Source organism: Microbacterium esteraromaticum, from assembly GCF_016907315.1.
Taxonomy (GTDB): domain Bacteria; phylum Actinomycetota; class Actinomycetes; order Actinomycetales; family Microbacteriaceae; genus Microbacterium; species Microbacterium esteraromaticum.
Window position 1 is genome coordinate 3167047 of the sequence record NZ_JAFBBS010000001.1, and the last position, 25988, is coordinate 3193034.

Genomic DNA, 25988 nt, shown 5'->3' on the forward strand with positions numbered 1-25988 from the left:
GGGCCTCTGCCGTCAGGGATAGGCTGGCGGGGTGAAGATCGCGCGTTTCAGCCATAACGACGGCATCCGGTACGGCATCCTCGACGACACCGACATCGTCGTGCTCGACGGAGATCCGATGTTCGCCGGCTACGAGCCGACGGGGGAGCGTGTGCCGGTCGCCGACGTCGCGCTGCTCGCGCCGGTGATCCCTCGCTCGAAGGTGGTCTGCGTCGGCCGCAACTACCACGACCACGCCGCCGAGTTCGGCAATGTGGCTCCTGAGGAGCCGCTGCTCTTCCTGAAGCCGAACACCTCGGTCATCGGCCCCGGCGACAGCATCGTCCGCCCGACGATCTCCGAGCGCACCGAGTTCGAGGGCGAGCTCGTCGCCGTCATCGGCCGCATCGCCAAGAACGTCAGCGCAGAGAACGCGCTCGACTACGTCTTCGGTTACACGATCGGCAACGACGTGACCGCGCGCGACCTGCAGCGCAAGGACGGGCAGTGGACCCGCGGCAAGGGCTTCGACACATTCTGCCCGCTCGGCCCGACCATCGAGACCGAGTTCGATGCGGCAGCCGCGCGCCTCGAGACGCGCGTGAACGGCGACGTGCGTCAGCAGGCGCCGCTGACCGACATGATCCACTCCGTCGCCGACATCATCGCCTACGCGTCGGCGGCTTTCACCCTGCTGCCCGGTGACGTCATCATGACCGGCACCCCTGCCGGTGTGGGAGAGATCGTCGCGGGCGACACCGTGGAGATCGAGATCAGCGGCATCGGCGTGCTCCGCAACACCGTGCGCGACGCGGCACCCGCCGCGTGAGCGCGTTGACTGGGTTGGGTGATCTGCGCTCCGTCCAGCGGCGCACCGTGGGTGTGCTGGCGGCAGGTCAGGTGCTCGGCGGCATCGCGTTCGGGGCGACCGTGTCGCTCGGCGCCCTGCTGGCCGCCGATCTGTCCGGCGATGACGCCCTCTCGGGTCTGGCGACCGCGTCGGTCACGCTGGGAGCGGCGGCCTTCGCGATCCCGCTGGCGCGCTTCGCCGCGCGCCGCGGTCGCCGCATGTCACTGACTGCGGGCAATCTGCTCGCGCTGATCGGCATCGGCATCGTGATCACCTCGGCCGCGGTGCGATTCTTCCCGCTGCTGCTGGTCGGCATCATCATGATCGGCATGGGCAATGCGGGCAACCTGCAGTCCCGCTTCGCCGCGACCGACCTCGCCGCACCCGAGCATCGGGGCCGCGATCTGTCGATCGTCGTGTGGTCGACGACCGTCGGCGGTGTGACGGGTCCGCTGCTGCTGCCGCTCGGCGAAGAGGTCGGAGCGGTGATCGGGATGCCTCCGCTCACCGGCTCCTACCTGTTCTCGCTCATCGCGCAGGCGGCAGCGCTCGCGCTGTACCTGATCGCGCTGCGCCCCGATCCGCTGCTGACCGCGATCAGTCTGGCCGGATCTTCGGCGAAGAGAGCGGTTCTCGGTGCCGACGTCGACCGGCCCGTCGTCGCGAGATACGCGATCTTCGCCGTCTCGGGATCGCACGCTGTGATGGCCTCGGTGATGGCGATGACGCCGATCCATCTCAAGCACATGGCCCACGGCGGCGGACACGGTTCCACGCACGAGGTCACGGTGCTCGTCGGAGTCACTATCGCGCTCCACGTGGCGGGCATGTACGGCCTGTCTCCGCTCTTCGGAGTGCTGGCGGACCGATGGGGCCGCATCCGGGTCGTGCTGCTCGGCCAGGCCGTGCTCACCGCCTCGCTGCTGACGGCGATCATCGCCGGCGACCACCCCGCCGGAGTCATGGTCGCCCTGATCCTGCTCGGTCTCGGCTGGAGCGCCGCTACGGTCGCCGGGGCGGCTCTGCTGACCGAATCGTCCACCGTCCTGATGCGCCCGCGTCGGCAGGGGGTCAGCGACTCGCTGATGAGCCTGACCGCAGCGGTCGGCGCCGCGGGCGCCGGAATCGTGCTCACCGAGTTCGGATACGGCGGTCTCGCGACCGTCGCACTCGTGCTCGTGGTGGCGATCACCGCGCTGTCGCCCTTCGGGCGCATCCGCGAGAGCTCGTGAGCTGGGCGGGCACCGGCGAGGCCTTCGCCGCGTCGTATGCCGCGCTGTGCGCGGGCACTGGCGAGAGGATGCGCGAGATCGCCGGCCCAGCGCGAGGGCGCACGCTTCTCGACGTCGGCGCGGGTGACGGCACGCTCGCCGCCCAGTGGCTCGAGGCCGAATGGCACGTCACCGCGGTCGAGCCGGAGCCCAGCATGCGCGAGGCGGCGCATGCCCGGCATCCGCAGCTCCGACTCATCGACGACGGACTGCCGCATCTCTCCCTGCACGACGATTCATTCGATGTCGTGACGGCGAACTTCGTGCTGAACCACGTGCCCGATCCTCGGGTCGCCGCCGCAGAGCTGCGACGCGTGGCGCGCGGCCTCGTGATCGCCACGACCTGGTCGGCATCGCCCACGGCGCTGTGGGGCGACGTGATCGCGGGCGCGGGCCTGACCCCGGCACCCGCCCGCCGACTACCAGTGGACAAGGACTTCGAGCGCACCGCCGACGGGTTCGGACGAATGCTGGCCGACGCCGGCTGGCATGCCGAGGTCACCGAGCTGTCGTGGACGTGGCACGCGGATCCTGAGGCGCTGTGGCGCTCGGTCGCCGGGGGAGTCGCGGGAGCGGGCGCGTTCTATCTGACGCTTCCGGATGCCGACCGCGAGCGCTTTCGTTCTGCCTTCGACGCTCTCGTCGTCGAGCGCGCTGACGACGGCCGGATGCCGATGACGCAGACCGCCGCGATCGCCGTCGACCGGCTCGGCTGAGCCGGAACGGCGGGGCCGGAGTCCAGCATCCGGCCCCGGTAGAATCGAGGGGATATGGCTACTGTGCACCCCCTCACCACCACCGCCACCGGATCCGACGTCCGCGTGCGCTTCTGCCCCTCGCCGACCGGCCTGCCCCATGTCGGCATGGTGCGCACGGCGCTGTACAACTGGGCGTACGCCCGGCACAACGGCGGCAAGCTCGTGTTTCGCATCGAAGACACCGATGCAGCGCGAGACAGCGAAGAGAGCTTCCGCCAGCTCGTCGACGCACTCACCTGGATGAAGATCGACTGGGACGAGGGCGTCGAGGTGGGTGGCCCGCACGCGCCGTACCGCCAGTCCGAGCGTCACGACATCTACCGCGGCGTGATCGAGAAGCTCATGGCGACGGGTGCGCTCTACGAGAGCTACTCGACCGCCGAAGAGATCGACGCTCGCAACGAGGCAGCCGGTCGTGCCAAGCAGCTCGGCTACGACAACTTCGATCGCGACCTCACCGACGAGCAGAAGGCCGCCTTCCGCGCCGAGGGCCGTCAGCCCGCGCTGCGTCTGCGCGTGCCAGACGAGGACCTCACCTATGTCGACCTGATCCGCGGCGAGGTGACCTTCCCGGCCGGTTCGTTCCCCGACTTCGTCGTCGTGCGACCCAACGGCGTGCCGCTGTACACCTTCGTGAACCCGGTCGACGACGCTCTGATGGGCATCACGCACGTGCTTCGCGGCGAGGACCTCATGCCGTCGACGGCTCGCCAGCTCGCGCTGTACGACGCGCTCATCGACGCTGGCGTGACCACGTTCGTGCCGCGCTTCGCGCACATGCCGCTGGTGCTGGGCGAGACCGGCAACAAGAAGCTGTCGAAGCGCGACCCGCAGGCAGACCTGTTCCTGCACCGCGAGCGCGGCTTCATCCACGAGGGCCTGCTCAACTACCTCGCGCTGCTCGGCTGGTCGATCGCCGCCGACCGCGACGTGTTCTCGCTCGACGAGTTCATCGCCGCCTTCGACATCGCCGACGTCAACCCGAACCCCGCCCGCTTCGACCAGAAGAAGGCCGAGTCGATCAACGGCGACCACATCCGCATGCTGGATGAGAAGGACTTCGCCGAGCGGATGCTGCCGTATCTCGCCGCCGCTGATGTCTTCGGCGGCGAGCCGACGCACGAGCAGATCGTCCTCGCCTTCCGCGCAGCCCCGCTCGTGCAGGAGCGCATGCAGCTGCTGGGCGAATCGGCCGGCATGCTCGGCTTCCTGTTCACCGACAACATCTCGTACGAGGCCGATGCGCTCAAGGGGCTGCCGGCCAACGCCTCCGAGGTGCTCGAGGCATGCGTCGCGGCTCTCGAGCCCGTGGAGCAGTTCACTCCGGATGCCATCCAGGGGGCGCTGTCCGCGAAGCTCGTCGACGAGCTGGGCCTCAAGCCGCGCATCGCATACGGTCCGCCGCGCGTCGCGCTGACCGGTCGTCGCGTGTCGCCGCCGCTGTTCGAGTCGATGGAGCTGCTGGGCAAGGACGAGTCGCTGCGGCGACTGCGCGCGCTGGCTGAACTCGTGGCGTGAGCCGGCAGGCGCCGGATGCCCTGATGCCGGCCGCCGAGACGGATGTGATCCTCGGCGAGCTCGGAGTCCTGCTGCTCGAATGCGGCACCTCGGTCACCGATGTGCGCGGCTCGCTCGAGCAGGTGAGTCGTCGAGCGGCACCGGAGACCAGGCTCGAGTTCGCGATCCTTCCCGAGATGGTGATGGTGAGCAGACCCGGATCGGCGTCGGCGACCACCACGGTGATCGGGAAGGGGGAGGCGCTGACCTTCCGCCAGTCGGCGCGTGCCAGCCGGCTGGTGCGTGATCTCGAGACCGGCGGTCTTCCGCTTGCCGCGGCACCGGTGCGGATGCGGGCGATCCGCGCGACCCCGCGCCGGATCCCCGGAGCTCAGAGTGTGATCGGCTGCGGGCTGCTCTCCGCGGCGCTCGCGGTGCTGTTCCGCTGCCCGTGGTGGGCGGCGGTGCTCGCGCTGATCGTCGGTCTGCTGGTGGGCGGCCTCACGATCCTCATGATGCGGGTTCGAGCGGCTGCTGCGGTGGCTCCCTTCGTGTCGTCATTCGTTTCGACTCTGCTGGTCGGCGTCGTGGCGAACGCGCTGGATCTCGGGCCCGTGCCGCTGTTCGCGGTGTGTGCGCCCGTGGCGATCCTCGTACCGGGTGCGCTGATCACGAACGCCCTGCTCGAACTGACCTCGACAGACATCGTGACGGGTGCGTCGCGGCTGATGTACGGGCTGATCATGCTGGCGTTCATGGCCGCCGGCCTGTATTCGGGTGCCGCGCTCACCGGTCTGCGCGTCGACTCGTCGTCTGCCGCGCTCGTCGGCGAGACGGTGCACCTCTCGACCGAGAGCGGCGGCTGGGATGCGCTTCCACCGCAGTGGACGGCCTGGCTTGCGGTCGTCGTGCTCGCGATCGGCATCGGCCTGGCATTCGGATCGGGCTTCAGGCTGACCGTCGTCTGCATCGCGGCGATGACCGGAACCTACGCGGTGCTGGCGTTCTTCAGCCCGCAGGTCGGCAGCGTGGTCGCGACCGGTGTCGCCGCAGCCGTGCTGTTCGTCGCCGCTCGCGTGCTCGAGCGCGTGACGCTCGCGGTGCCTGCCACCGTGTCGTTCCAGCCGGCATTCCTGCTGCTCGTGCCGGGCACGATCGGGCTCGTCGCGCTGGCGAGCTTCGATGCGCAGGCGCTGGCGTCGGCGCCGATGATGTTCCTCAGCCTGTGCATCGGCACCAAGGTCGGCTCGCTGCTGGCCGACCTCGCCCGCATCACGCGCTCGACGGTCTTCCTGCGATGGACGAAGCCCGCCCGTATGGGGGAGCTGTGAGCGGCGCGAGCGCGCCACGCCCGGGCAGCCCGCGCCGATTCGCCATCTGCGCGCCGCTCGGGTAAGCTTGACTCTCGGTGCGAGGCTCCGGTTTCGCCCTTGGGGTATGGTGTAATTGGCAACACGGCTGATTCTGGTTCAGTTGTTCTTGGTTCGAGTCCAGGTACCCCAGCAGACAGATTAGGCCCGGAATTCCGCAGCAAAACGGAAGCTCCGGGCCTCTGTCGTTTCCGGCGTCGGCGGCGCATTCCCCTTCGAAACTCCTCCGTGGATCACGGGATGTCCGACCGCTCGGCCATGATGCAGACATGGGAACTCCGTTCGAGGACGTGTTCACCATTTCCGCTGCTCAAGCTTTCAGAAGCACGAGGATCGCGCATACGCGAAAGGCGAGTGTCCGCAGTGCGGTGCACACCAGTTCGTTGTCGTGGCATTCACCACGAGCATGAGGCAGGAGGCTCCGGTGCAAATCGGGATGCCCGCCGGGACGCATGCGCTCGCGTAATGGTCGTACTCAGCAATGATGCGCTCCTCTGGGGCGGTGGTGCGTCGGTGCAAACGAGGCATGCTGTTGCATCCTCGCGGCCGGCGGGTACCGACTCGCGTTCACCTCACCCGCAGTTCGCCAAGCTATCCGGGGCAACGTCGGGAGCCGTAGGCATTGATCAGAGACGGATAAGGCCAGCCAGCAGATGGGCCCGGACTTCCGCTTCTAGACGAATCAGTCGGGCCTCTGTTTTGCGAGGTATGCCATCGCCGATCCGCCGCGACAACTCCATGGGACGGGGCCCAGACGATGTATTGGTGGACGAGCCTGCTCGATGTAGGTGACGGGCGGGCTCGACCCCGGGTGGAATTCAGCCGCAGGCGAACTTGTACTCGCCAGTCGAATCGCGTGCGGTGCCTGTCTGTCCCCGGCTATTGGTTCCCCAGGGCGAACGTGAGAACTTTGAACGGGTACACGCCATTGCCCTTGCATACGTACTGGACCTTCGTCGTCTGGTAGTTACCGGACCCCTGGCTCACGAAAGGTCCTGCTGCGCGGAACCAGATCCAGCCGTTGTGCATCCACACCTCGTTGGTCATTCCGGTCTTCGTGACACCCGGGGTGCAACCCGTGAGTGCTGGCTTCGACCAACGGTGCCGTACTTGTAACCAGTGCCAGACTTCCGTACCCACATTCTTCCCGGTGAGATATAGCATCGCTCGGCTGAAACGCCAATAGGCACTGATCGTGAGTTCAGGTCACTCGCATCGGGCGACTGTCCACCATCCGAGGTGAAGTCGAGATCAACCACCCCATCATCTTCGCTCGAGATCGAGGCCATCTCGTCGTTGGTCATGGTGGCTGGGAACGGCGACGTGAAGTCCAACTCGTCTGCGGGTGGCGGAGTCTGCGCCGCGGATGCCGCACCGGGCAAGGCGAATGCTCCTGCTATAAGCGCGAGTGTGATCAAAGATGATTTCAGGCGTTTCATGTGATCCTCCGGTGTCTATCCGCTAGTCGTGGATCACGGCAGACCGTACCAGGCGGCGCGCTCAGTGGTGGGCATGATGTGCCGGGGGTAGCCTGCTCAACATGAAGCAGGTGTGGATCGTGTACCACGACAGTGGACCGGACAACAACATTCTCGGAGTCTTCGACGACGAGAAGGAGGCATACGACTTCCAGGAACTCATCGCTCCGCAGTACGAGAACGGGGCCCTGCTCACTCCGTTCCCTGTTCCTTGGCGCTGCACCGATCATGTGACGGAATTGAGGGTTTAAGGGTCGGATCAGCCCGCGTGCGAGCGGGGCCAGGCTCGCGACTGCTGCGAGGCGGTCCATGTCGCCGGTGGGGTCGTCGTTGAACAGGCGCAGATAGTGCTTTTGTGCACTAAGAGTCGCAGTCCCCTCAGGCGGTCGTCTCCTATTTCAGTTGCTCTTGGTTCGAGTCCAGGTAACCCAGCAGAGAAAACCCCCGCCCAGGCGGGGGTTTTCTGTGCTGCAGACATCACTCCACAGCGATCAAAGACCGCTGCCAGCCGGTCGAGCCGTCAGGCGCGATGGGTGCGGCCTCTTCGACCTGCATGTCGCCGTTCTTGTTGATCGCGCGCACAGAGACGTAGTGGTTGCCGGGTTCGGCATCCCATTCCAGAACCCACTGCACCCAGGTGTCGGCGTTGATCGGCGTCGACAGATTCGCGCTCTGCCACTCGCCGTCGTCGATGCGCACCTCGACGGCTTCGATGCCCACCGTCTGCGCCCATGCCACCCCCGCGATCGGGATCCGGCCGGCCTCGACTGTCTTTCCGATCTTCGGGGTGTCGATGCGAGATGAGAACTTGATCCGCGCCTCCGCGCTGTAGCCGCGCGGTGTCCAGTACGCCTCGTCCTTCTCGAACGTGGTGACGGTGAGCTCGGTCACCCATTTCGTAGCCGACACGTATCCGTACAGACCAGGCACCACCATGCGGACGGGGAACCCGTGATCGAGCGGGAGCGGCTCGCCGTTCATCCCGACAGCGAGGATCGCGTCGAGCCCATCGTCGGTGAGGGCCGACAGCGGAGTGCTCGCGGTGTACCCGTCGACGCTCCGGGACAGCACCATGTCGGCGTCGTCGTGCGGGCCGGCCAGCCGCAGCACGTCCCGAATCGGCACTCCGAGCCACATCGCGTTTCCGACCAGATCGCCGCCGACGAAGTTGGAGACGCAGGTGAGGGTGATCGCGTACTCGTCCAGCCCCATCGCCACCAGCTCGTCGAAGGTGAGCTCGATCCGCTGATCGACCATGCCGTCGATCACCAGCCGCCAGGTCGCGGGATCGACCGTCGGCACGGTGAGCGCCGTGTCCACCCGGTAGAAGTCTGCATTGGGGGTGAACAGCGGCGAGATGCCCGGGATGTCGAGTTCGGCTCCCTCGGGGATCGTCACCGACGTGCGGGCTGCCGGCAGGCGCAGCCCCTTGCGGATCGCAGCAACGGATGACGTGGCAGCATTCACCGCCCGTGCGGTGATGCCGACGATCAGAGCTGATGCGCCCGCAATGCCGGCGAGGGCGAAGAACCGGCGCCGGTCGATGACCACGGCGTCGCCGGCCCTGACAGCGCCGGATTCGACTGCGTCCGACGGCACGGAGGCCGCGCGTCGCCAGACCACGAGCCGGCGGCAGAGAAGGACGAGCACCACAGCCCCCGCGACTGCGCCGATCACCGAGGGAAGGAAAGCGAGGGGCGTGGCGCCGGCACGGGTGGTGGTCGCGGCTACGCACGCCGCTCCGGCGATGCCGAGCATGATCACGCCGATCGGCGGACGGAAGAGCTGCAGCATGCCCGCTCCCGCTGACGCGATCACCACCGCCAGCCCGAGCCCGAGCAGCAGCGCGACTTTGTCGAACTCCCCGAACGTCGAGATCGCGAACTCCTTGAGCGGCTGCGGGACGACGTCGATGACGAACGAGCCCACCGCCAGGAGCGGACTCGAATCCCTCGCCAGCAGCAGCGCCGACAGCTCCGCAGCCGCAAGGAACACCAGCGCACTGATCACTCCCGCGACAGCGGCGAAGAAGATGAATGCACCTCGTCTATTCCGCTCGGTCATCGTTCTCTTCTCCTCAGCTCAGCCATGGCGTCCGGTTCGCTGAGTTGTTCGGAGGCGCCTCCGGATCGGATCGGATCGGGTCTCTAGCTGCTGCTGGCCATGAGGTTGTTGACGTTTCTTGGGGGTAGCTGCATAGGCCGGTAGATTGGGACGCATGTCGAGCCCTGAATCGGACACTCAGGGGCTTTCGGTCACGCCGTCAGCCCCTCACCTTCGCTGAGCCCTCGGCTCTCTGCTGCCCTGCGCTGTGCGCGGCACGGCATTCGGGTGTCCTTTGGGTGCTGACCGTGGTGACGAGACGTTCTCCTGTTCGTACTCTCGCTTCGGAGTCACCTCGATGCCTTTCGCTCTCTATCTTCTTGCCCTGGTGGTATTCGCCATGGGTACTTCCGAGTTCATGCTCGCCGGCCTCGTGCCCGACATCTCCACATATTTCGGCGTTTCCCTGGGGACTGCTGGTCTCCTGACATCGGCGTTCGCCGCAGGCATGGTGATCGGCGCACCTGCGATGGCCGCGCTCGCCCGTCACCTCCCCGTGAAATCGACACTCCTGGGTTGCGTGATCGTATTCGCGGCGGCACATGTCGTCGGGGCGCTGACGCATGGCTTCACTGTTCTGTTCATCACGCGTGTGATCGCCGCGATTGTCAATGCAGGCTTCTTGGCGGTTGCGCTGGGTGCGGCGACGAAACTCGTGGCACCCGACGCCAAAGGTCGGGCCGTGGCGATTCTGCTGGCGGGTACCACCGTCGCAACCGTCGCCGGCGTCCCCGCGGGTGCTCTACTCGGTACGGCACTTGGCTGGCAGTCGACCTTCTGGGCGATCGCTCTACTCTGCGTCCCCGCTGCGATCGGTATTGCTGCGGGCCTCACCAATCAAGCTGACGACCCGTCAAGTGAGGATTCCTCCGCGCTGTCACTGCGGATGGAGTTGGCGCAGCTTGCCTCCCCGCGCCTCGTTCTGACGATGATGGTGGCTGCCCTGGTGAATGCCGGCACCTTCGCGACGCTGACCTTCCTTGCGCCGATCGTCACGGATACCGCCGGCCTGAGCCAGTGGTGGGTCTCGGTGGCCCTTGTGCTCTTCGGCGTCGGTTCCTTCATCGGCGTCACTGTTGCGGGACGGCTCTCGGATGCCCGACCTCGAATCGTCATCGTGGCCGGTGGAAGCGTTCTTGCGCTCGGGTGGGTCGCGTTGACGCTCTTCGCGACGAACCCCGTTGCCCTGCTCGGGCTCGTTTTCGCTCAGGGTGTGTTGGGGTTCGCTGTCGGGAGCACGCTGATCACGCGAGTGCTGTATGCGGCGGCGGGTGCGCCCACCATGGCGGGCTCGTATGCGACCGCGGCACTCAACGTGGGCGCAGCAGTCGGTCCCGTGATTGCCGCTGCCGCGCTCGGCGTGATGCCCGGCGCGCTCGGGCCCGTTTGGGTGGCCGTCACCACGACCGCAGCGGCACTGCTGCTAACCATTCCCCTTCTTCGGCTGATCGCACCCGTCGAGAACGAAGTGGTCGAGTGACGCACGCTGACTCGCCCTTGACAGTCGAAGGTCGTCGCCGACTCATTGAGCGTTGCCGGTCTCGACCCCTCGCGCATGTCGCCGCCGAGATGGGAATCCGCGAGACCATCACGCGTCAACAACCTCCTGGCCTCATACATCTAGCATCCGATCAACCAGGCCACCAGTCCCTTCGCCCGCTGCCGCCGTCGTCGCAGTCTGAAACAGCACACGAGCGAAGAGGAGAACACCATGCCGACTCAGCTGAACAAGAAGGCCCTCGAGCACGCGCGCAGCCTGCTGCGCAAGGGCCATGTCGTCCGCGACGAGCGCGACGACTGGAGCGAGCACGCCCCCAGCACTGACGACGAGAACGCCTTCATCGAGAAGCACGGCATGGACGAGTTCGCCCTCTGGCATCTCGGCGAGGACACCAGCGCCACCCCGGGCACGAAGGGCCGGTACAGCTTTCCCTACGGCGACTTCCACCGCCTGCACCGATGCGGCGTGATCTCGGCAGAGAGCAGAGCAGGGCAGTACGACCACACGTCGATCGAGAGAGCCCTGAAGGATCTGCTCGCGCATATCGACGCCTGATCGACCCACCCACCGCTTCCTTCGCGCATGGTTGCGCGAACACAACCATGCGCGCCAGGATGAGAGACAGTGTGTGCGCGCAAGGGGGAGCGCACCGGATGGGAAGCGATGACGTCTGCAATACGGCGGGCCGGCGAGCATATCGGCCGGCTGGCGCTTCTCGCTTTCGTCGTCGCCGTCGTGGTCGCCGGTGTGGGCGGCATCGCCATCACCGCCGACCGGCTGCTGACTCGTGGCACCGCTGAGATTCTCCGCGACGCCGAACCCGCCGCCCGAAGCGTTCGCGTCGTCGCGACCGAAGCCGACGAGGCTGCCGCGCAGGACGAGAAGGTGCGGGATGCCATCGACCCGGCGTTCGAGGACGCTCCGATCACCATCGCCAGGCAGGTCTCGCTCGAGGTCTCGATCACTGCTCCGGACAGCGGCGCTTCGAAGCTCCGCGTTATGGCCGATGACCGCATCCCCGAGCTGGCTGAGATCACCTCGGGGGAGTGGCCGCAGCATCCCGGCGAGATCGCGCTTCCCGATGCCGCGGCGCAACTCCTCGGCGTCGGCGCGGGCGACCGACTGACCGTCGGCACACCCGGGGGCGAGCCTGTACCACCGGCCCGCGATCGCCCTGTGCTCGAGGTCGTCGGGACCTGGCGTGCACACGATCCCGCCGGCGTCGCCTGGCATGGCGATCCGTCCGTGGTGTCAGGCCAGAGCGACGGCGTGATCGGACCGGCGGTCGCCGCCGCCGACACCCTCGCCGCGCAGGCCGACTCGCCCACCGTGAGCTGGGAGATCACGCCGGCTCGCGTGGATCTCGCATCGCTCTCCGGTCTGCAGCGCGGTGTCGCCCGGCTCGACGCGCTGCCCGAGAAGGTCGACCCGGGCAGGGCGCAGAACACACAGGTGGCGGGCACGCTCGCCCAGACGCTCGACAGACAGTCCGCCGCCGTCGCCGCCACACGCGGCCTGTTGATCGCACCTCAGCTGATCATCGCGCTGCTCGGGGCGCTCGTGCTCGGCATCGTGCTCTCGTCGCTCTCGACCGCACGAGCGGACGAGCTCGGACTGCTTCGCGCTCGCGGCGCATCCGCGCGTCGGCTCGCGCTCTCCGCGGCGGGAGAGACCGCGGTCTTCGCTCTCACAGGCGCGGCGATCGCGATCGTCGCGCTCGCGATGCTCATCGGGCTGTCCTCAGAGGTGGTGCTCCTCGCCGGCGGTGCCGTCGTGGCCGCGGCGCTGATGGCCGCACTGCTCACGGTGCGCAGCGCCCGGCGCGCCGACGCGGTGCGGCCAGACGCACAGCGCAGCGACGCCGGCCTCCGGTCGCTGACCGCCCTGCTGCTGCCGGCCGGCGTCGCGATCGCGCTTGGCGCACTCGCCGGCTGGCAGCTGTTCACGACCCGCACCGTGGTGCGCCCAGACGGCACGACCGAGCCCCTGGCGGCCGCCGCGCCGACTCTGCTGCTCATCGCCGCGTGCGTGCTCGCCCCGCTCGCGGCCGGGCCGCTGGCTGCCCTGAGCGAGCGGCTGCTGCGCGGCTCAAGAGGCATCACACCGATCCTGCCTCTGCGTCAGCTGGCCAGGCGCATGAACACCGTCGCCGTCGCGATCCTCTGTCTTTCGCTGGCGGCGGCTGCCGCGGCTCTCGCCGCGATGGCTCCCTTCGCCTCCGACGCCGCAGAGCAGCGAACGACTCGTGCGATGCTCGGCGAAGACGTCCGTCTGATCTCGGCCGACGAACTGGCCATCTCGGCGACGGAGGCCGAGAAGTGGAACGGCGTGAGTTCGGCGTCAGACGTCCTCTACACACCGCTCACCGTCGGTTCCGACACCGCCACCCTCGTGGCCGGGCCCGAGGCGGCCGTCGGTCTCACCGCGCCGTTGCCGGCCTCCTCCGGCGAGACCCTTCCGGCGCAGATCACCGCGAGTCTCGCCGACCGGCTCGGGGCCGAGCAGGGCACGACGTTCACCGCCCGCATCCGCTCGATCAATCAGCCGGTGTCGATCGTGGTGGCCGGTGTCGTCGACTCGCTGCCAGGCGTCGGCTCCGGCCTCGGCGTCGCCACCGAGCCGACCGCGCTCGAGCGACTGGGGCTCGAGAGGCCGGCGAACGAGCTCTGGCTGAGCAGCGACGACCCGCCGCGCGTCGCGGAACTGCTCCGCGCGCAGGCCGTCCAACCGGTGCGCATCCTCACCGCAGCGCAGGTCAGTGCCGCCCCGGTCACCTCTCTTGCGCAGAGGATGCTCACCGCCGGTGCTCTCGTCGCGGCTCTGCTCGGCGCGATCGGGTTCGTAGCGGCGACTTCCGCCACCGCGCGCGCCCGACGTGACGAGGCGCTGGTGCTGCGGGCGCTCGGACTCGTGCCATCCGCGCACCGTGCGATGCGGATGGGCGAGAACATGGGCATCGCGCTGTACGCGGTGGTCACGGGCGCGATCTTGGGAGCCGCGGTCGCTGGCTCCATGCTGCCCATCGTGCTGGGGGTCGGCTCATGATCTCCTCGATTCGACTCGCACTGCGTGGCGCGGCGACGACGCCGGCGCTGTCGATGTTCCTCGTGATCGTCATCGCCGGGCTGTCGTATCTGGGAGTCGCCGCGCCGCTGGTGCTCGAGCAGGGCCGCACCGCGACCATCCAGAACGCGGCCACCGCGCTTCCGCAGATCAGCCGCTGGCTCGCGGCGACTGCACCCGGACTTCCCTCGTTCGATGCGACCTCCGACCCGGAGGCAGGTGTCTGGGGGTCGGCGCTCTCGACCATCGGCGAGGCGGGCCGGCAGCAGCCGGCGCCGCTGCGCGCCCTGCTCGGCGAGCCGCGGCTGATGATGGCGATCGATCCGCAGTTCTCGATCGATCCTGATCCTGCGCGCACCGACCCTGTGCCTATCAACAAGATCGCGCTCGTGTCCGAAGTGGGATTTCAGAGCCGCATCGCCGTGGCTGACGGACGCCTGCCGGAGGTCACCGATCCGTCGGTGAGAGTGGAGGTAGCGCTCACGACGGAGGTCGCCGAGCAGCTGGCGTGGCCGGTCGGCACCGAGCGGCTGTGGGACGGCCGCACGGTGCTGCTCACCGGCACCGTCACCGCCGTCGATCCGGATGCACCGGACTGGGCGTTCATCCCCGGCTCACTGCGCCCCGTGCTCGAGGTCAGCTCCACCGGAGATCAGATCCTGGTGGGTGCGGCATTCATGCACGTGGATGAGGTCGCGGCACTCGAGGATCGCATGCGCGACGTCAAGGTCACCTCATGGATTCCGCTGGACACCGACCAGATCACCGCGGCGAATGCCGCGACGGTGGCAGCTCAGCTGAGACTGCTCACCGCCGAGCCGATCGAGCTGCCGATGGCCACCGACAGCTTCTACAACAGAGGACTGTCGTTCTCCTCGGGGCTGCCCCGCGTGATCGGCGACGGCGTGACCCGAGGTCAGGCGATGACCGCGGTGGTCGCCGTTGCGGCTGTGGGACCGGTCGCCGTCGCCCTGGTCGTGCTCGCACTCGTCACCCGGCTCATCGCCGTCCGACGCGTCGGTCCGGTGCGCGTGCTGCGTGCTCGAGGCGCGTCGACGGCCCGGCTCATCGTTCTTCTCGGTGGCGAAGGCGCCGCACTCGGCCTTATCGGCGCCGTTATCGGCTCGGCTGCGGCTGCTGTCGAGCCCGGCCTGCTGGCCAGCTGGGTGCTGCTGATCCCGGTGCTCCTCGCGGCTGTGCCGGCCCTGGTGCTGCCGTGGGGCGTGCTGACCGATGCCGAGCGGCACCAGCGCCAGGACCTCGGCGTCACCGCACGCCGAGGATCATCGCGCCTGATCGCAGAACTGCTCTTCCTCGCGCTGACGGTCGTGCTCGTCGCGCTCGTCGCCGCGCGACCGGGCGGGGCCGATGCCGACCCGCTGCTGCTCGCTCTGCCGGTGGTGCTCGGTGCATCCGCCAGCATCCTGTGCCTGCGCGTGCTGCCGCAGGTGCTGCTGCTCGCCGAGCGGCGAGGTCGTCGACGCGCGTCGCTCACAGCGCTCCTCGGCCCTGCACGGGCGCGACGCGACCCCCTCGTGAGAGCTGCACCCGTGCTCGCCGTCGTCATCGGTCTCGGCGTGGCCGTCTTCTCGGTGGCGTTCGCCTCCACCGTGACGCGCGGCATCGAGCGCTCAGCGGTGATGGACGTCGGAGCCGATGTCCGCGTCGACGCCTCGTACATCACGGAGAACGCTGCCGAGCGCGTCGCCCAGCTCGAGGGGGTCGGCCGGATGGCCGCGCTGCGGGGCGACTCGACCGTGGAGGCCGAGACGGCGTCGGAGAATCAGCGAGCTCACGTCTACACGATCGACACAGCGGAGTTCGCGAAGACGCAGCAGGGCCTTCCCGCTGCGCTCCCGCTGCCGGCATCGCTCGCAGAGCCGGCTGACGGCGATCGGGTTCCTGTCGTCGTGTCCCAGGCGCTGCTTGAGCGTCTGGGAGTCGATGCCCGCGGGGACCTCGAGGGGATCGAGCTCGAGGTCGCGGGCAGGAGCGTGCACGTCGTGGCGGTCGCTCCCGCACAGGTGCCCTTCGGGACGGCCGAGCAATGGGTGATCGTCGACACCGGGAACGCGCGAGCGCTTGGACAGCGCAACATCGGCGTTTCTCAGCTCTATCTGTCTGTCAGCGCGAACGCCGACGCCGACGCGGTCGGTGCGGCCGCGGTGAGCGAGGTGGCAGGCGATGCCGCCTTCACCACACCGGCTCGCGCCGCCGCGGTGCACGAGCAGGATCCCGCGTTCTCGGTCGTGCAGAGCGCTCTGCTGGCCGCGAGCGGCATCGTCGCCGTGCTGCTCGCTGTCGCGGTGGTCGCCATGCTCGTGCTCGGCGCCGTGCCGCGGGCCAGGATGCTCGCGATACTGCGCGCCCTCGGTCATCCGCCGCGAGGAGAGGGGCGGCTGGTGACCTGGGAAGTCGCCCCCGCGCTGCTGCTCGCCCTGCCGTTCGGTGCGGGCGTCGGCATCTCGATGGCATGGCTCGTGATCCCGCAGCTCGACCTGCGTGGCTTCGTCGGCGGGTCGACCCAGCCCCCCGTCGAACTCGGCGGCATGTGGCCTGTCGTCGTCGTGGTCGGGTTCGCGCTCGTGTCAGCCGTCGCGGTGATCGCGGCAACGGCGCTCGCATCGCGCCTCGGCACGGCGACCGCGGTGAGAGACGGCGATGAGCGGGACCAGTGATGGTGATCGTGGCGAGAGGATGGACGACATGACCGAGGGCGCGATCGTGTGCGAGGGACTCGTGCGCATCTTCACGGCACAGGGCGTGGAGGTGCAGGCCCTGCAGGGGCTCGACCTGCGCATGGCTGCGGGTGACATGGTGGCCCTGGTGGGCGCATCCGGGTCGGGCAAGAGCACCCTGCTCGGCATCCTCGCCGGGCTCGACCAGCCGACCGCGGGCGCGGCGCGCGTGGCCGGACACGATCTGGTCACCATGAAGGGCGCCGAGCGCCTGGCCTACCGCCGCAGCAGCGTGGGCTTCGTGTGGCAGCAGTCAGCCCGCAACCTTCTGCCGTATATGACCGCGCGAGAGAACATCGCGATGGTGCACGATGTCGCGGGCGTCGTGCCCCGCCCCGAGCGCACGGCGGCGGGTGATGAGCTGCTGGAACTGCTCGACGCGGCCGATGTGGCCGACAAGCGCCCTGCGCAGATGTCGGGCGGGCAGAGGCAGCGCGTCGCGATCGCCGTCGCCTTAGCCAACAGGCCGCGCGTGCTGCTCGCCGACGAGCCGACGGGAGAGCTCGACGAGCAGACCAGTGCCGAAGTGCTGGCTGCGATGGAGACGGTCAACCGTGAACGGGGCGTGACGACGCTGATCGTCACGCACGACACCGGTGTCACCGAGCACGTCGAGCGCACGGTGCGCATCCGCGACGGCCGCACCTCGACCGAGACGCTGCGCAGCGACGCCACTGATCACGAGGGCCGAGCGGTGCGCACCGCTCGGGAGTACGCGCTGCTCGACAGGGCGGGGCGCATGCAGCTGCCCGCCGATTTCGTCGCCGCGCTCGACCTGCGGGAGCGCGTGCAGCTCAGCCTCGAGCCCGACCACGTGCGCGTCGCGCCGGCACAGTCCGCCGCACAACACGGCGAACCTACGGAGGATGCCTGATGGATGCTGTGCTGAGGGCGGAGTCCCTGACGCGGGTGTTCCCGAGTTCGGGCGGTGACGTCGTCGCCGTGCGTGACGCCGAGTTCGCGGTGCAGGCCGGTGAGCTCGTGGTGATCGCGGGGCGCTCCGGCGCAGGCAAGACGACGCTGCTCACCATGCTGGGTGGTCTCGACCGCCCGACCTCCGGGCGGGTGCTCATCGACGGCGCAGACCTGGCGGACCCGAAGACCGATGTCGCGGCGCTGCGCGGTTCTCGTATCGCATCGATCTTCCAGACGGCGGGACTCATCCCGGTGCTGTCCGCCTCCGAGAACGTCGAAGTGCCTTTGCGGATCCGGCGGGTCGATCCGGCCGAGCGCGACCGCCGCGTGGCCGAAGCGCTCCGCGACGTCGGTCTCGACGAGCACGCTCGGCAGCGCCCGGGCGAGCTGTCGGGTGGGCAGCAGCAGCGTGTGGGCATCGCACGGGCCCTCGTCATGCAGCCGGGCATCCTGCTCGCCGACGAGCCGACCGCTCAGCTCGACAGCGAGACCGGTGCCCAGATCATGGATCTCATCGCCCGGCTCGTGCACGAGCGCGGCACCGCAGCAGTGGTCGCCACCCACGATCCGGCGATGCTCGCGCGCGCCGACCGCGTGCTCGAGCTGCACGACGGCGAGCTCCGCCGCAGGTCGCCGAGAAGGGACGCCAGGCGGGCGGCGCTGCAGAGCACGTCCGTGTTCACCGACGTGCCGCCGCCCTCATTCCCGACGTCGCCGTAGGCCCTCGCCGTCGAGATCGCGTGGCCGCTCGTCCGCTGAGCTGGCCCTCGATTCGTCGACCCGGTCCGCGCGCGTCTCCTCCGCCGTCTCGTAGCGGGTCTGCTCTACAGCCGAGTCACGATCGAGGGTTCCGTCGTCTCGTGACGACGGGGGAGCGGTGCCTGTCCGCTCATCCGTGACGACGTACCTGTGCACGCGGATCCGCCTGCGCGGAGGGCGCTGATCGGCTCGATCGGCGGCTTCGTCCGCGCGGGCCGCGTCCGGAGCGGTGCCCCGCTCGTGCACCGGCCGGAGCGGTTCCGCATCCTCGGCATCGCGTGAGTCGTCCTCGCCGCGGCCCCCGTCGCCGTAGTGGTCCTGGATGCGGTCGATGTCGTCGTCCGTCAGCGTGCCGTCGGCATCGATGCGAGGAGCGCTCTTGACCGTGTCCTTGTCGTACTCCACATGGAGCACCTCGCCGTCGAAGTCCGCGTCGCGCAAAGGCACGAACGACTCCGCCCTGCCGAACCAGCCGGTGGTGACACCGACGAACAGCGGATCACCGCCATCCGGGTCCACGTACACGTGCTTCACGGTGCCGATCTTCGATCCGTCGGCGTCGACGACATCTGCGTCGAACAGGCTGTTGATCCTGTATGAATCGATCATGGGTTGCCTTCCTGTCGGGCGACGGTCCCGCCGCTCCGGTCCGTCGGTGGTTCAGCGTCCGAGACCAACGCGGTCCACCCGACGGTGGTAGCGCATGCCGCCAATGCCGCCGAGAACCGCGCCTCCCAGACTGACGAGCGCCACGACGATCGCGGTGACGATGCCGGTGGCCGTGAGGGTGCCCTCGTCCACGGGGATGCGCGGGAAGCTGTTCAGCTGTCCGAGGACGTTGAACTGGGAACCGGCGACGGCGGCGATGACCGCCACCACGATCGCGATGACGATCGCCCAGATCCAGACGGCCAGACCCTGCTTCGCCCCGGAGAATCGCGCCATGCGACCGGCGACGTAGCCTCCGCAGTAGTAGGCGACGAACAGAACGACGGCCAGCGCGATGGCGCCGATGATCGTGACGGTCTGGGCGTTCGCCCCGATCTCCTCAGCGGCATCCTCGACGTCGCCTTCTGTGACGCCCAGGCCGAGACCCGCCCCGACCGCGCTCAGAAGCGCCGTCAGAAGAACGGCTGTCCCGGTCGCAGTGAGCCAGCCGAAGAACGCTGAGCCCCACTTGAACCCGCCGAATCGCTCCTGCTCACGTTCCAGCGCCTCTTCGCGATGGGTGGGTCCTCGCTCGGCGGAAACGGCGGCGGGCTCACGGTCACGGGGATCCGGACTGGGTGTGCTCATCTCGACTCCTGACGTCTGGTGGGCGAAACGGACGGCGCCCACGTGATCCCCTCAGAGTCCGCCCTATGGCTCGCGGTTAGGAGGGGGTTGACCTCGCGGCACTCCAGGTGCTGTCTGTCGCGCCAGGCGGCCACGCCGGTCCTGGTCGCACCAGGCCGACGCATCCGCACCATTCGCCGTTACGCTGGCTTGATCCCCACCGCAGCCGAGCCAGCCCGAGGAGCCGCGATGACGAATCTCGAGAAGAATCCGACGCTCAGCGTGCTCGAGCCGGGGGAGCCGTGCACCTCGGTCGAGGTGCTCACTCCTCGAGAGGTGCCGCTCGGCGGCATCCGGGCCATGACGGTCTACCGGACCCTGCCTCAGAAGCGTCGTTCGCTCGTCGGCGCCTGGTGCTTCCTCGACCACTACGGGCCCGATGATGTCGCCGTGACCGGCGGCATGGAGGTGCCCAGGCATCCGCACACCGGTCTCGCCACCGTCTCCTGGCTGTTCACCGGACGCATCGATCACCTCGACTCGAACGGCGTGGCGGCGGCCGTGCTGCCCGGCGAGCTCAACCTGATGATCGCAGGTCAGGGGATCACGCATCAGGAGATCAGCACACCCGAGACGGCCGTGCTGCACGGCGTGCAGCTCTGGTATGCCCTGCCTGATGCCTCGCGCTTCTCCACTCACGGATTCGCGCACTACGCTCCCGAGCCCGTCGACCTCGACGGCGCGAGCGTGCGGGTGTTCATCGGCTCGATGCTCGGGTCCACCTCGCCGGTCGACACCCGCACCCCTGACATGCTGGGCGCCGAGCTGATCCTGCGGCCCGGCGCACGGGTGACGCTGCCCGTGCGGCGTGACTTCGAACATGCGGCCCTCGCCGAGACCGGGTCGATCTCCGTGAACGACGCTCCGGTGCAGCATCGCGAGCTCGGCTACGTGCCCACCGGCGCCGACACCATGGTGATCGCAGCCGGGGCCGAGGGCGCCAGGGTGATCCTGCTGGGCGGCGTGCCGCTGGGCGAGCAGATCGTGATGTGGTGGAACTTCATCGGGCGAAGCCACGACGAGATCGAGGAGTTCCGGCGTCGCTACCAGGCTGAACTGGGGTTCGACGATCCCGATCCCCGAGACGAGGGCAAGCCGGCTCTGTTCGGGCCGTACCCCGCGGGCCACCTCGCGCCTCTGCCCGCGCCCCCGCTGCCGACCGTCAGGCTGCGCCCCCGAGAGTAGTTCAGACCTGCAGAGCGACCCCGATCGCCAGGCATATCACCGCGAGCAGCGGGAGCACGCCCTGCTTCAGAGCGGCTCCGCGCTTGTCGGGGCTCGAGACGAAGAGCACCGTCGCGGCGGCTGCCATCGAGCCGGCGCCGGCGAAGACGAGCGCCGTTCCGGCATCGTCGGCTCCGCTCACGATGAGGATGATGCCGATCGCCGTCGTCAGTGCCAGGAACAGGTTGTAGAACCCCTGGTTGTACGCCATCTCCTTCGTCGCCTGCGCCTCCTCGCGGGAGGTGCCGAACGTCGCCCGCACGCGCGGACTGGTCCACGCAAGCGACTCCATGTAGAAGATGTAGACGTGGACGAGCGACGCGAGGCCGGCGAGGACGAGTGCAGTGAGGATCATGATGGCGCCCTTCAGCGGGTCTGAGCCTTGATCGCGGCGACGTGCTCGCTGCGACGCGCGACGATGTGCTCCTGATATTCGGGATGCTTGGGCAGCCACGCCACGACGTACGGACAGACCGGAACGATGCGCTTGCCCGCGGCGATCACGTCATCGACGACCGCCCGCACGAGCTTCGACGCGAGGCCCTGCCCGGCGTACTCGTCGGAGACGCCGGTGTGGAAGAGCACCCGCTCGTCACCGACGTCGACGTACGACTCCTCGCCGATCTCCTTCGCGGCAATGCCGTCGTCGCCGTGGTCGACCAGCACGTATCGCGATTCGCCGGGCACATCGCGCACCTCGAAGCGCTCATCGGTCATGACAGCACCTTTCCGTCGTCGCCTCGCGGACGCACCGGGTGCTCGCTGAGGATCGAGATCCTGTTGAACATGTTGATGGTCAGAGCGACCCATTCGGCGGCCGCGAACGTCTGATCTCCGAGCACGGCGCGCGCACCAGACAGGTCGGCCTTCGACTCCTCCGTGAGGGGCATGCGGGTGGACGCCTCGGCGATGGCCAGCACGGCGGCCTCGCGCTCGGTGTACAGCGAGGTCTCACGCCATGCGGGGAGCAGATCGAGCTTCTGCTGGCTGATCCCGGCGCCGCGGGCCTCTCGAGAGTGCAGGTCGAGGCAGAACGCGCATGCGTTGATCTGCGACGCGCGCACCTTGATGTACTCGCTCTCCTGCACGGTCAGACCGCTGCGCTCGGCCTCGCTCGCCACGGCGCGCGAATATTCGCCGGCGGCCTTCCAGACGTCGGGAGCGGACTTGTCGAGATAGGGGCGCATTTCTCTCCTCGGATGCCGAGATCGGCCTATGTGCGGCTGTCAGCACCAACCTAGACGCTGTGTCCGGCATTCCCCGGCAGCCGATGCCGAGACCGGCCCTTCACGTGCCCGACGGATGCAGAATGGAAGACCCGGGCATCCGGACACGAGTCAAGAGGAGACGAACATGACCAGCGGAACCAGCGACACCGGACAGATCACCCGCCGCGACGGCGCGGAGACGGCCGTGCTCGCGGGAGGCTGCTTCTGGGGCATGGAGGATCTCGTCCGTCGTCAGCCGGGCGTCCTGGCCACGCGCGTCGGATACACCGGCGGCGAGAACGACCACGCGACCTACCGCAACCACCCCGGGCACGCCGAAGCGCTCGAGATCGTCTTCGATCCCGCGCAGACGACCTACCGCGACATCCTGGCCTTCTTCTTCCAGATCCACGATCCGTCGACTCTGAACCGACAGGGTAACGACATCGGGACCAGCTACCGCTCGGCGATCTTCCCGCTCGACGCCGAGCAGGAGCGCATCGCGCGCGAGACCATCGCGGACGTCGACGCCTCTGGTCTCTGGCCGGCTCCGGCCGTCACGACGATCGAGGAAGCCGGGCCGTTCTGGGAGGCGGAGCCCGAGCACCAGGACTACCTCGTTCGCTACCCGAACGGCTACACCTGCCACTTCCCGCGTGCCGGCTGGGTGCTGCCACGTCGCGAGGCCGACGCGACCGCCTGACGCCGCGGCGCCCGCGCCTCGCGTATCGGTCGGTCTACGCGGGTGTCAAGGCTGGTGCACCCTCGTCTTCCGGCCCATACGGTCGGTGTCATGGACACCGCTGAGAATCCTCCCCGCCTTCGCCGAGCGATCAGCGGACCCATGCTCTTCGCCTTCATCCTCGGCGACGTGCTGGGAGCGGGTATCTACGCACTGATGGGCGTGCTCTCGGAGAGCGCGGGCGGCATGCTCTGGGCTCCGCTCGTCGTGGCTCTGCTCCTCGCGCTGCTCACTGCGGGGTCGTACGCGGAGCTGGTGACCAAGTACCCGCGCGCAGGAGGAGCAGCGGTGTTCGCCGAACGGGCGTTCCACAGCCCGCTGCTGTCGTTCCTGGTCGGGTTCAGCATGCTGGCGGCGGGTGTCGTCAGCGCGGCAGGGCTCGCGATCGCGTTCTCGGGTGATTACCTGGCGACCTTCATCGACGTGCCTGTCATCCCGGCCGCCATGGTGTTCCTCGTGCTCATCGGGCTGCTCAACGCCCGGGGCATCCGCGAATCGATGGGCACCAATCTCGTGATGACGGCGATCGAGCTCTCCGGGCTGGTGATCGTCATCGTCGTCGTCGCGCTGTTCGTCGGCGGCGGCGGGGGAGACCTGGGCCGCGCGACGCAGCTTCCGGACGGCGTCGGAGTCGCGGGCGCCGTGCTCGGCGGTGCGATCGTCGCGTACTACTCGTTCGTCGGCTTCGAGACCTCGGCGAACGTGATCGAAGAGGTGAGGCGGCCCAGCCGGGTGTACCCGCGGGCGCTGTTCGGCGCGCTGATCACCGCAGGCATCGTGTACGTGCTGGTCGGTGTCGCGAGCGCCGCGGCGCTGCCGAGCGACGAGCTGCAGGCTTCCTCCGGACCTCTGCTCGCCGTCGTCGAGGCCACGGGGATGAGCGTGCCGTCGTGGCTGTTCAGCCTCATCGCGCTGATCGCCGTCGCCAACGGCGCGCTGCTCACCATGATCATGGCCAGCAGGCTCGCGTTCGGCATGGCCGAGCAGGGACTGCTGCCGTCGCCCCTGGGCCGAGTGCTGCCGAACCGGCGCACGCCGTGGGTGGCGATCGCATCGACCACGGTGGTGGCTATGCTGCTCACGCTCGTCGGTGATCTCGCCACCCTCGCGGAGACCGTCGTGCTTCTGCTGCTCCTCGTCTTCATCAGCGCGAACGTGTCGGTGCTGGTGCTGCGGCGCCAGCGCGTGGAGCACGAGCACTTCCGGGTGTGGACCTTCGTTCCCGTGCTCGGGGTGATCTCCTGCGTGGTGCTGCTGACCCAGCAGCGGCCGATCGTGTGGCTGTTCGCCGCGATCCTGCTGGCCGTCGGAGTGGTCCTGTGGCTCACGACACGGCGGTTCGCCGGGCAGCCGGTGGCCGATCGTGTCGACGAGAGTCCTGCCGCGGTCTGACCCTCAGCGCCGGGGTACGACGCCCGCGCCCTCGCGCAGCTCGAACACCAGCTGCGTCTCGGTGGCCCGGACGATGTCGTGCACGGTGATGCGTTCGAGCACGATGTCGCGCAGGGCCGCGGCATCGGCGACGGCGACGTGCACGAGGAAGTCGTCTGCGCCGGCGATGTGGAAGACCTGGAGCACGCCGGGTGTCGCCGCGAGGGAGTCGAACAGCGTCTCGACGCCGTCCTTGCTGTGGTTTCCGAGCCGCACGCGGATCACGGCCTGCACCGCGGCGCCCACGGCGGCCGGGTCGATCTCGACGCGCGGACCGGTGACGACACCCCGGCTGCGCAGGGTGCGCAGCCGGAAGGCGCAGGTGGACGCCGGGATGCCCAGCGTATGAGCGAGATCCTTGATCGGCGCCTGTGGATCGTCGATCAATGCTCCGAGGATGCGCAGATCGAGCTCATCGATGGCTCCTTGCTGTGCTGCAGCCAATTTGCGCTCCCCAGATCGATGACGTGTTGTTCTTGGAACAAGCTACGCCCGATGCTTCGCTTCTCGCGACAATCAGGGTGGACGCGGATGAGCGAGGAGAGCAGGATCAAGGCATGTCCGACATGCCGCTGCACCCCGACACCGTCGCCGTTCACGCCGGTCGCGCCGACTTCGGCGCTCTCGGCGTCCACGCCGCCCCCATCGACCTCTCCTCGACCAACCCGCTGCCGGACATCCTGCACGGCGGCGACTCGTACGAGTCGATGGCGACGGGCGGGCATCCGCTTCCCGGGGGCGGCAACGTCTACGCGCGGCTCTGGAATCCGACTGTCGCCCGCTTCGAGGAGGCGTTGTCCGAGCTCGAGCATTCCGAGGCGTCGGTCGCCTTCGGCTCGGGGATGGCCGCGATGACGGCCGCGATCCTCGCGCACACCACGGCGGTGGGCAAGCGGCACATCGTCGCCGTGCGCCCGCTGTACGGCGGCACCGACCACCTGCTGGACTCGGGCCTTCTCGGTACCGAGGTCACGTTCTGTCACGAGCACGAGGTGGCCGGAAGCATCCGCATCGACACCGGCATGATCGTGCTCGAGACGCCGGCGAACCCTACGCTCGACCTCGTCGACATCGCCGCGGTCGTGGCGCAGTCCGCTGGCATCCCCGTGCTCGTCGACAATACTTTCGCCACACCCCTGCTGCAGAACCCGCTCGACCTCGGGGCGGCGATGTCGCTGCACAGCGCGACCAAGTACATCGGCGGCCACGGTGACGTGGTCGCCGGCGTGATCTCGTGCAGCGAGCAGACCGCAGAGGCACTTCGCCGCGTACGCGCCATCACGGGCGCCCTGCTCCACCCCCTCGGGGCCTACCTTCTGCACCGCGGTCTTGCGACACTGCCGATGCGGATCCACGCTCAGCAGTCGTCGGCCCGCACCCTCGCGCGCGCCCTCCAGCGCAATCCGGCCGTCAGCGAGGTCCTGTACCCCGAGTTCGCAGACGAGCGCGGGCTGATCGGCCGGCAGATGAGAGGCGGGGGGGCGATGATCGCCATCAGGCTCGCCGGTGGGTACTCGGCGGCCGAGGCGCTCACGGGTGCTGTGCGCCTCTTCACGCACGCGGTGTCGCTCGGCGGCGTCGACTCGCTGATCCAGCATCCCGCCGCCCTCACTCACCGCCCCGTCGCACCGGATGCGCGGCCTGGTGCCGACATCGTGCGCCTGTCGATCGGTCTCGAGAGCGTCGACGATCTGCAGGCCGACCTCGAGCAGGCTCTCGCGAAGGTGCCGGTGTCGGCCTCGGCATGAACAGGCACGGCATGACAC

Annotated in this window: 23 protein-coding genes, 1 tRNA gene and 1 pseudogene; 18 read left to right on the forward strand and 7 right to left on the reverse strand. The window is 68.6% G+C overall.

Annotated features, from left to right (window positions below; translation table 11 throughout):
• Positions 1-31: 31 nt before the first annotated feature.
• The 7 genes from JOE67_RS15065 (at position 32) to JOE67_RS15095 (ending at position 7454) form a co-directional block, all read left to right on the forward strand.
• A complete protein-coding gene (locus JOE67_RS15065; RefSeq protein WP_204976340.1) occupies positions 32-808 on the forward strand; it encodes a fumarylacetoacetate hydrolase family protein in 777 nt (258 codons plus the stop codon).
• Positions 805-2061, forward strand: coding sequence for an MFS transporter (locus tag JOE67_RS15070; RefSeq protein WP_204976341.1), 1257 nt, complete (start codon positions 805-807; stop codon positions 2059-2061). Before JOE67_RS15065 ends, JOE67_RS15070 begins: the two co-directional genes overlap by 4 nt.
• The gene (locus JOE67_RS15075; RefSeq protein WP_338041636.1) at positions 2058-2816 is read left to right on the forward strand and encodes a class I SAM-dependent methyltransferase; all 759 of its coding nucleotides are present in this window, start codon (positions 2058-2060) and stop codon (positions 2814-2816) included. The genes JOE67_RS15070 and JOE67_RS15075 overlap by 4 nt, the downstream gene beginning before the upstream one ends.
• A gap of 54 nt (positions 2817-2870) precedes the next feature.
• Complete coding sequence (gene gltX, locus JOE67_RS15080) at positions 2871-4376, forward strand: glutamate--tRNA ligase (protein ID WP_204976342.1); 1506 nt, start codon at positions 2871-2873, stop codon at positions 4374-4376.
• Positions 4373-5686 (forward strand): threonine/serine exporter family protein, encoded by a 1314-nt coding sequence (locus tag JOE67_RS15085; RefSeq protein ID WP_204976343.1) that lies wholly within the window; start codon positions 4373-4375, stop codon positions 5684-5686. The genes gltX and JOE67_RS15085 overlap by 4 nt, the downstream gene beginning before the upstream one ends.
• Positions 5687-5786: 100 nt before the next feature.
• Positions 5787-5858 (forward strand) — tRNA-Gln (locus JOE67_RS15090).
• Positions 5859-7265: 1407 nt separating this feature from the next.
• Positions 7266-7454, forward strand: coding sequence for a hypothetical protein (locus tag JOE67_RS15095; RefSeq protein ID WP_204976345.1), 189 nt, complete (start codon positions 7266-7268; stop codon positions 7452-7454).
• Between the two features lie 226 nt (positions 7455-7680).
• Here the strand turns inward: JOE67_RS15095 and JOE67_RS15100 are convergent, their stop codons facing one another.
• Positions 7681-9267, reverse strand: a complete 1587-nt coding sequence (locus tag JOE67_RS15100; protein ID WP_204976353.1) for a molybdopterin-dependent oxidoreductase — start codon at positions 9265-9267, stop codon at positions 7681-7683.
• Between the two features lie 337 nt (positions 9268-9604).
• Here JOE67_RS15100 and JOE67_RS15105 point away from each other — a divergent pair, with 337 nt between their 5' ends.
• The 7 genes and pseudogenes from JOE67_RS15105 to JOE67_RS15135 all read left to right on the forward strand — a co-directional run bounded on the left by JOE67_RS15105 (position 9605) and on the right by JOE67_RS15135 (position 18243).
• A complete protein-coding gene (locus JOE67_RS15105) occupies positions 9605-10786 on the forward strand; it encodes a Cmx/CmrA family chloramphenicol efflux MFS transporter (protein WP_204976355.1) in 1182 nt (393 codons plus the stop codon).
• Positions 10783-10884 (forward strand): annotated as a pseudogene (locus JOE67_RS15825) (IS481 family transposase); the annotation flags it as partial. The gene JOE67_RS15105 and the pseudogene JOE67_RS15825, both read left to right, overlap by 4 nt.
• A gap of 133 nt (positions 10885-11017) precedes the next feature.
• Positions 11018-11362, forward strand: a complete 345-nt coding sequence (locus tag JOE67_RS15115) for a hypothetical protein (protein WP_204976357.1) — start codon at positions 11018-11020, stop codon at positions 11360-11362.
• 108 nt (positions 11363-11470) lie between these two features.
• Positions 11471-13852, forward strand: a complete 2382-nt coding sequence (locus JOE67_RS15120) for an FtsX-like permease family protein (protein ID WP_204976359.1) — start codon at positions 11471-11473, stop codon at positions 13850-13852.
• The gene (locus tag JOE67_RS15125; RefSeq protein WP_204976361.1) at positions 13849-16548 is read left to right on the forward strand and encodes an FtsX-like permease family protein; all 2700 of its coding nucleotides are present in this window, start codon (positions 13849-13851) and stop codon (positions 16546-16548) included. The genes JOE67_RS15120 and JOE67_RS15125 overlap by 4 nt, the downstream gene beginning before the upstream one ends.
• 28 nt (positions 16549-16576) lie before the next feature.
• On the forward strand, positions 16577-17482 hold the full coding sequence (locus tag JOE67_RS15130) for an ABC transporter ATP-binding protein (protein ID WP_239528173.1): 906 nt from the start codon (positions 16577-16579) through the stop codon (positions 17480-17482).
• Positions 17482-18243, forward strand: a complete 762-nt coding sequence (locus tag JOE67_RS15135) for an ABC transporter ATP-binding protein (RefSeq protein WP_204976366.1) — start codon at positions 17482-17484, stop codon at positions 18241-18243. Before JOE67_RS15130 ends, JOE67_RS15135 begins: the two co-directional genes overlap by 1 nt.
• Here JOE67_RS15135 and JOE67_RS15140 read toward each other — a convergent pair.
• Positions 18223-18891: a PRC-barrel domain-containing protein gene (locus JOE67_RS15140; RefSeq protein ID WP_204976368.1), complete on the reverse strand. Its 669-nt coding sequence runs from the start codon at positions 18889-18891 to the stop codon at positions 18223-18225. The genes JOE67_RS15135 and JOE67_RS15140 overlap by 21 nt on opposite strands.
• 51 nt (positions 18892-18942) lie before the next feature.
• Complete coding sequence (locus JOE67_RS15145; RefSeq protein WP_204976370.1) at positions 18943-19578, reverse strand: hypothetical protein; 636 nt, start codon at positions 19576-19578, stop codon at positions 18943-18945.
• Positions 19579-19806: 228 nt separating this feature from the next.
• Here JOE67_RS15145 and JOE67_RS15150 point away from each other — a divergent pair, with 228 nt between their 5' ends.
• Positions 19807-20802, forward strand: coding sequence for a pirin family protein (locus tag JOE67_RS15150; protein ID WP_204976372.1), 996 nt, complete (start codon positions 19807-19809; stop codon positions 20800-20802).
• A 1-nt stretch (position 20803) separates the two neighbouring features.
• Here JOE67_RS15150 and JOE67_RS15155 read toward each other — a convergent pair whose 3' ends face one another.
• The 3 genes from JOE67_RS15155 to JOE67_RS15165 are packed head-to-tail and all read right to left on the reverse strand — an operon-like array spanning position 20804 to position 22028.
• Positions 20804-21196 carry a DUF1304 domain-containing protein gene (locus tag JOE67_RS15155; RefSeq protein ID WP_204976374.1) on the reverse strand — a complete coding sequence of 131 codons (393 nt, stop codon included), beginning with the start codon at positions 21194-21196 and terminating at the stop codon, positions 20804-20806.
• An 11-nt stretch (positions 21197-21207) separates the two neighbouring features.
• A complete protein-coding gene (locus JOE67_RS15160; RefSeq protein ID WP_204976376.1) occupies positions 21208-21558 on the reverse strand; it encodes a GNAT family N-acetyltransferase in 351 nt (116 codons plus the stop codon).
• The gene (locus JOE67_RS15165) at positions 21555-22028 is read right to left on the reverse strand and encodes a carboxymuconolactone decarboxylase family protein (protein WP_204976377.1); all 474 of its coding nucleotides are present in this window, start codon (positions 22026-22028) and stop codon (positions 21555-21557) included. Before JOE67_RS15165 ends, JOE67_RS15160 begins: the two co-directional genes overlap by 4 nt.
• Positions 22029-22194: 166 nt before the next feature.
• Between JOE67_RS15165 and msrA the strand changes: the two genes are divergently transcribed.
• Complete coding sequence (gene msrA / locus JOE67_RS15170; protein ID WP_204976379.1) at positions 22195-22752, forward strand: peptide-methionine (S)-S-oxide reductase MsrA; 558 nt, start codon at positions 22195-22197, stop codon at positions 22750-22752.
• A 90-nt stretch (positions 22753-22842) separates the two neighbouring features.
• The gene (locus tag JOE67_RS15175) at positions 22843-24183 is read left to right on the forward strand and encodes an APC family permease (protein WP_204976381.1); all 1341 of its coding nucleotides are present in this window, start codon (positions 22843-22845) and stop codon (positions 24181-24183) included.
• Between the two features lie 3 nt (positions 24184-24186).
• Here JOE67_RS15175 and JOE67_RS15180 read toward each other — a convergent pair whose 3' ends face one another.
• A complete protein-coding gene (locus tag JOE67_RS15180) occupies positions 24187-24666 on the reverse strand; it encodes an Lrp/AsnC family transcriptional regulator (protein ID WP_204976383.1) in 480 nt (159 codons plus the stop codon).
• A gap of 113 nt (positions 24667-24779) precedes the next feature.
• Here JOE67_RS15180 and JOE67_RS15185 point away from each other — a divergent pair, with 113 nt between their 5' ends.
• Positions 24780-25970, forward strand: a complete 1191-nt coding sequence (locus tag JOE67_RS15185; RefSeq protein WP_204976385.1) for a trans-sulfuration enzyme family protein — start codon at positions 24780-24782, stop codon at positions 25968-25970.
• The last annotated feature ends 18 nt before the right edge of the window (positions 25971-25988 follow it).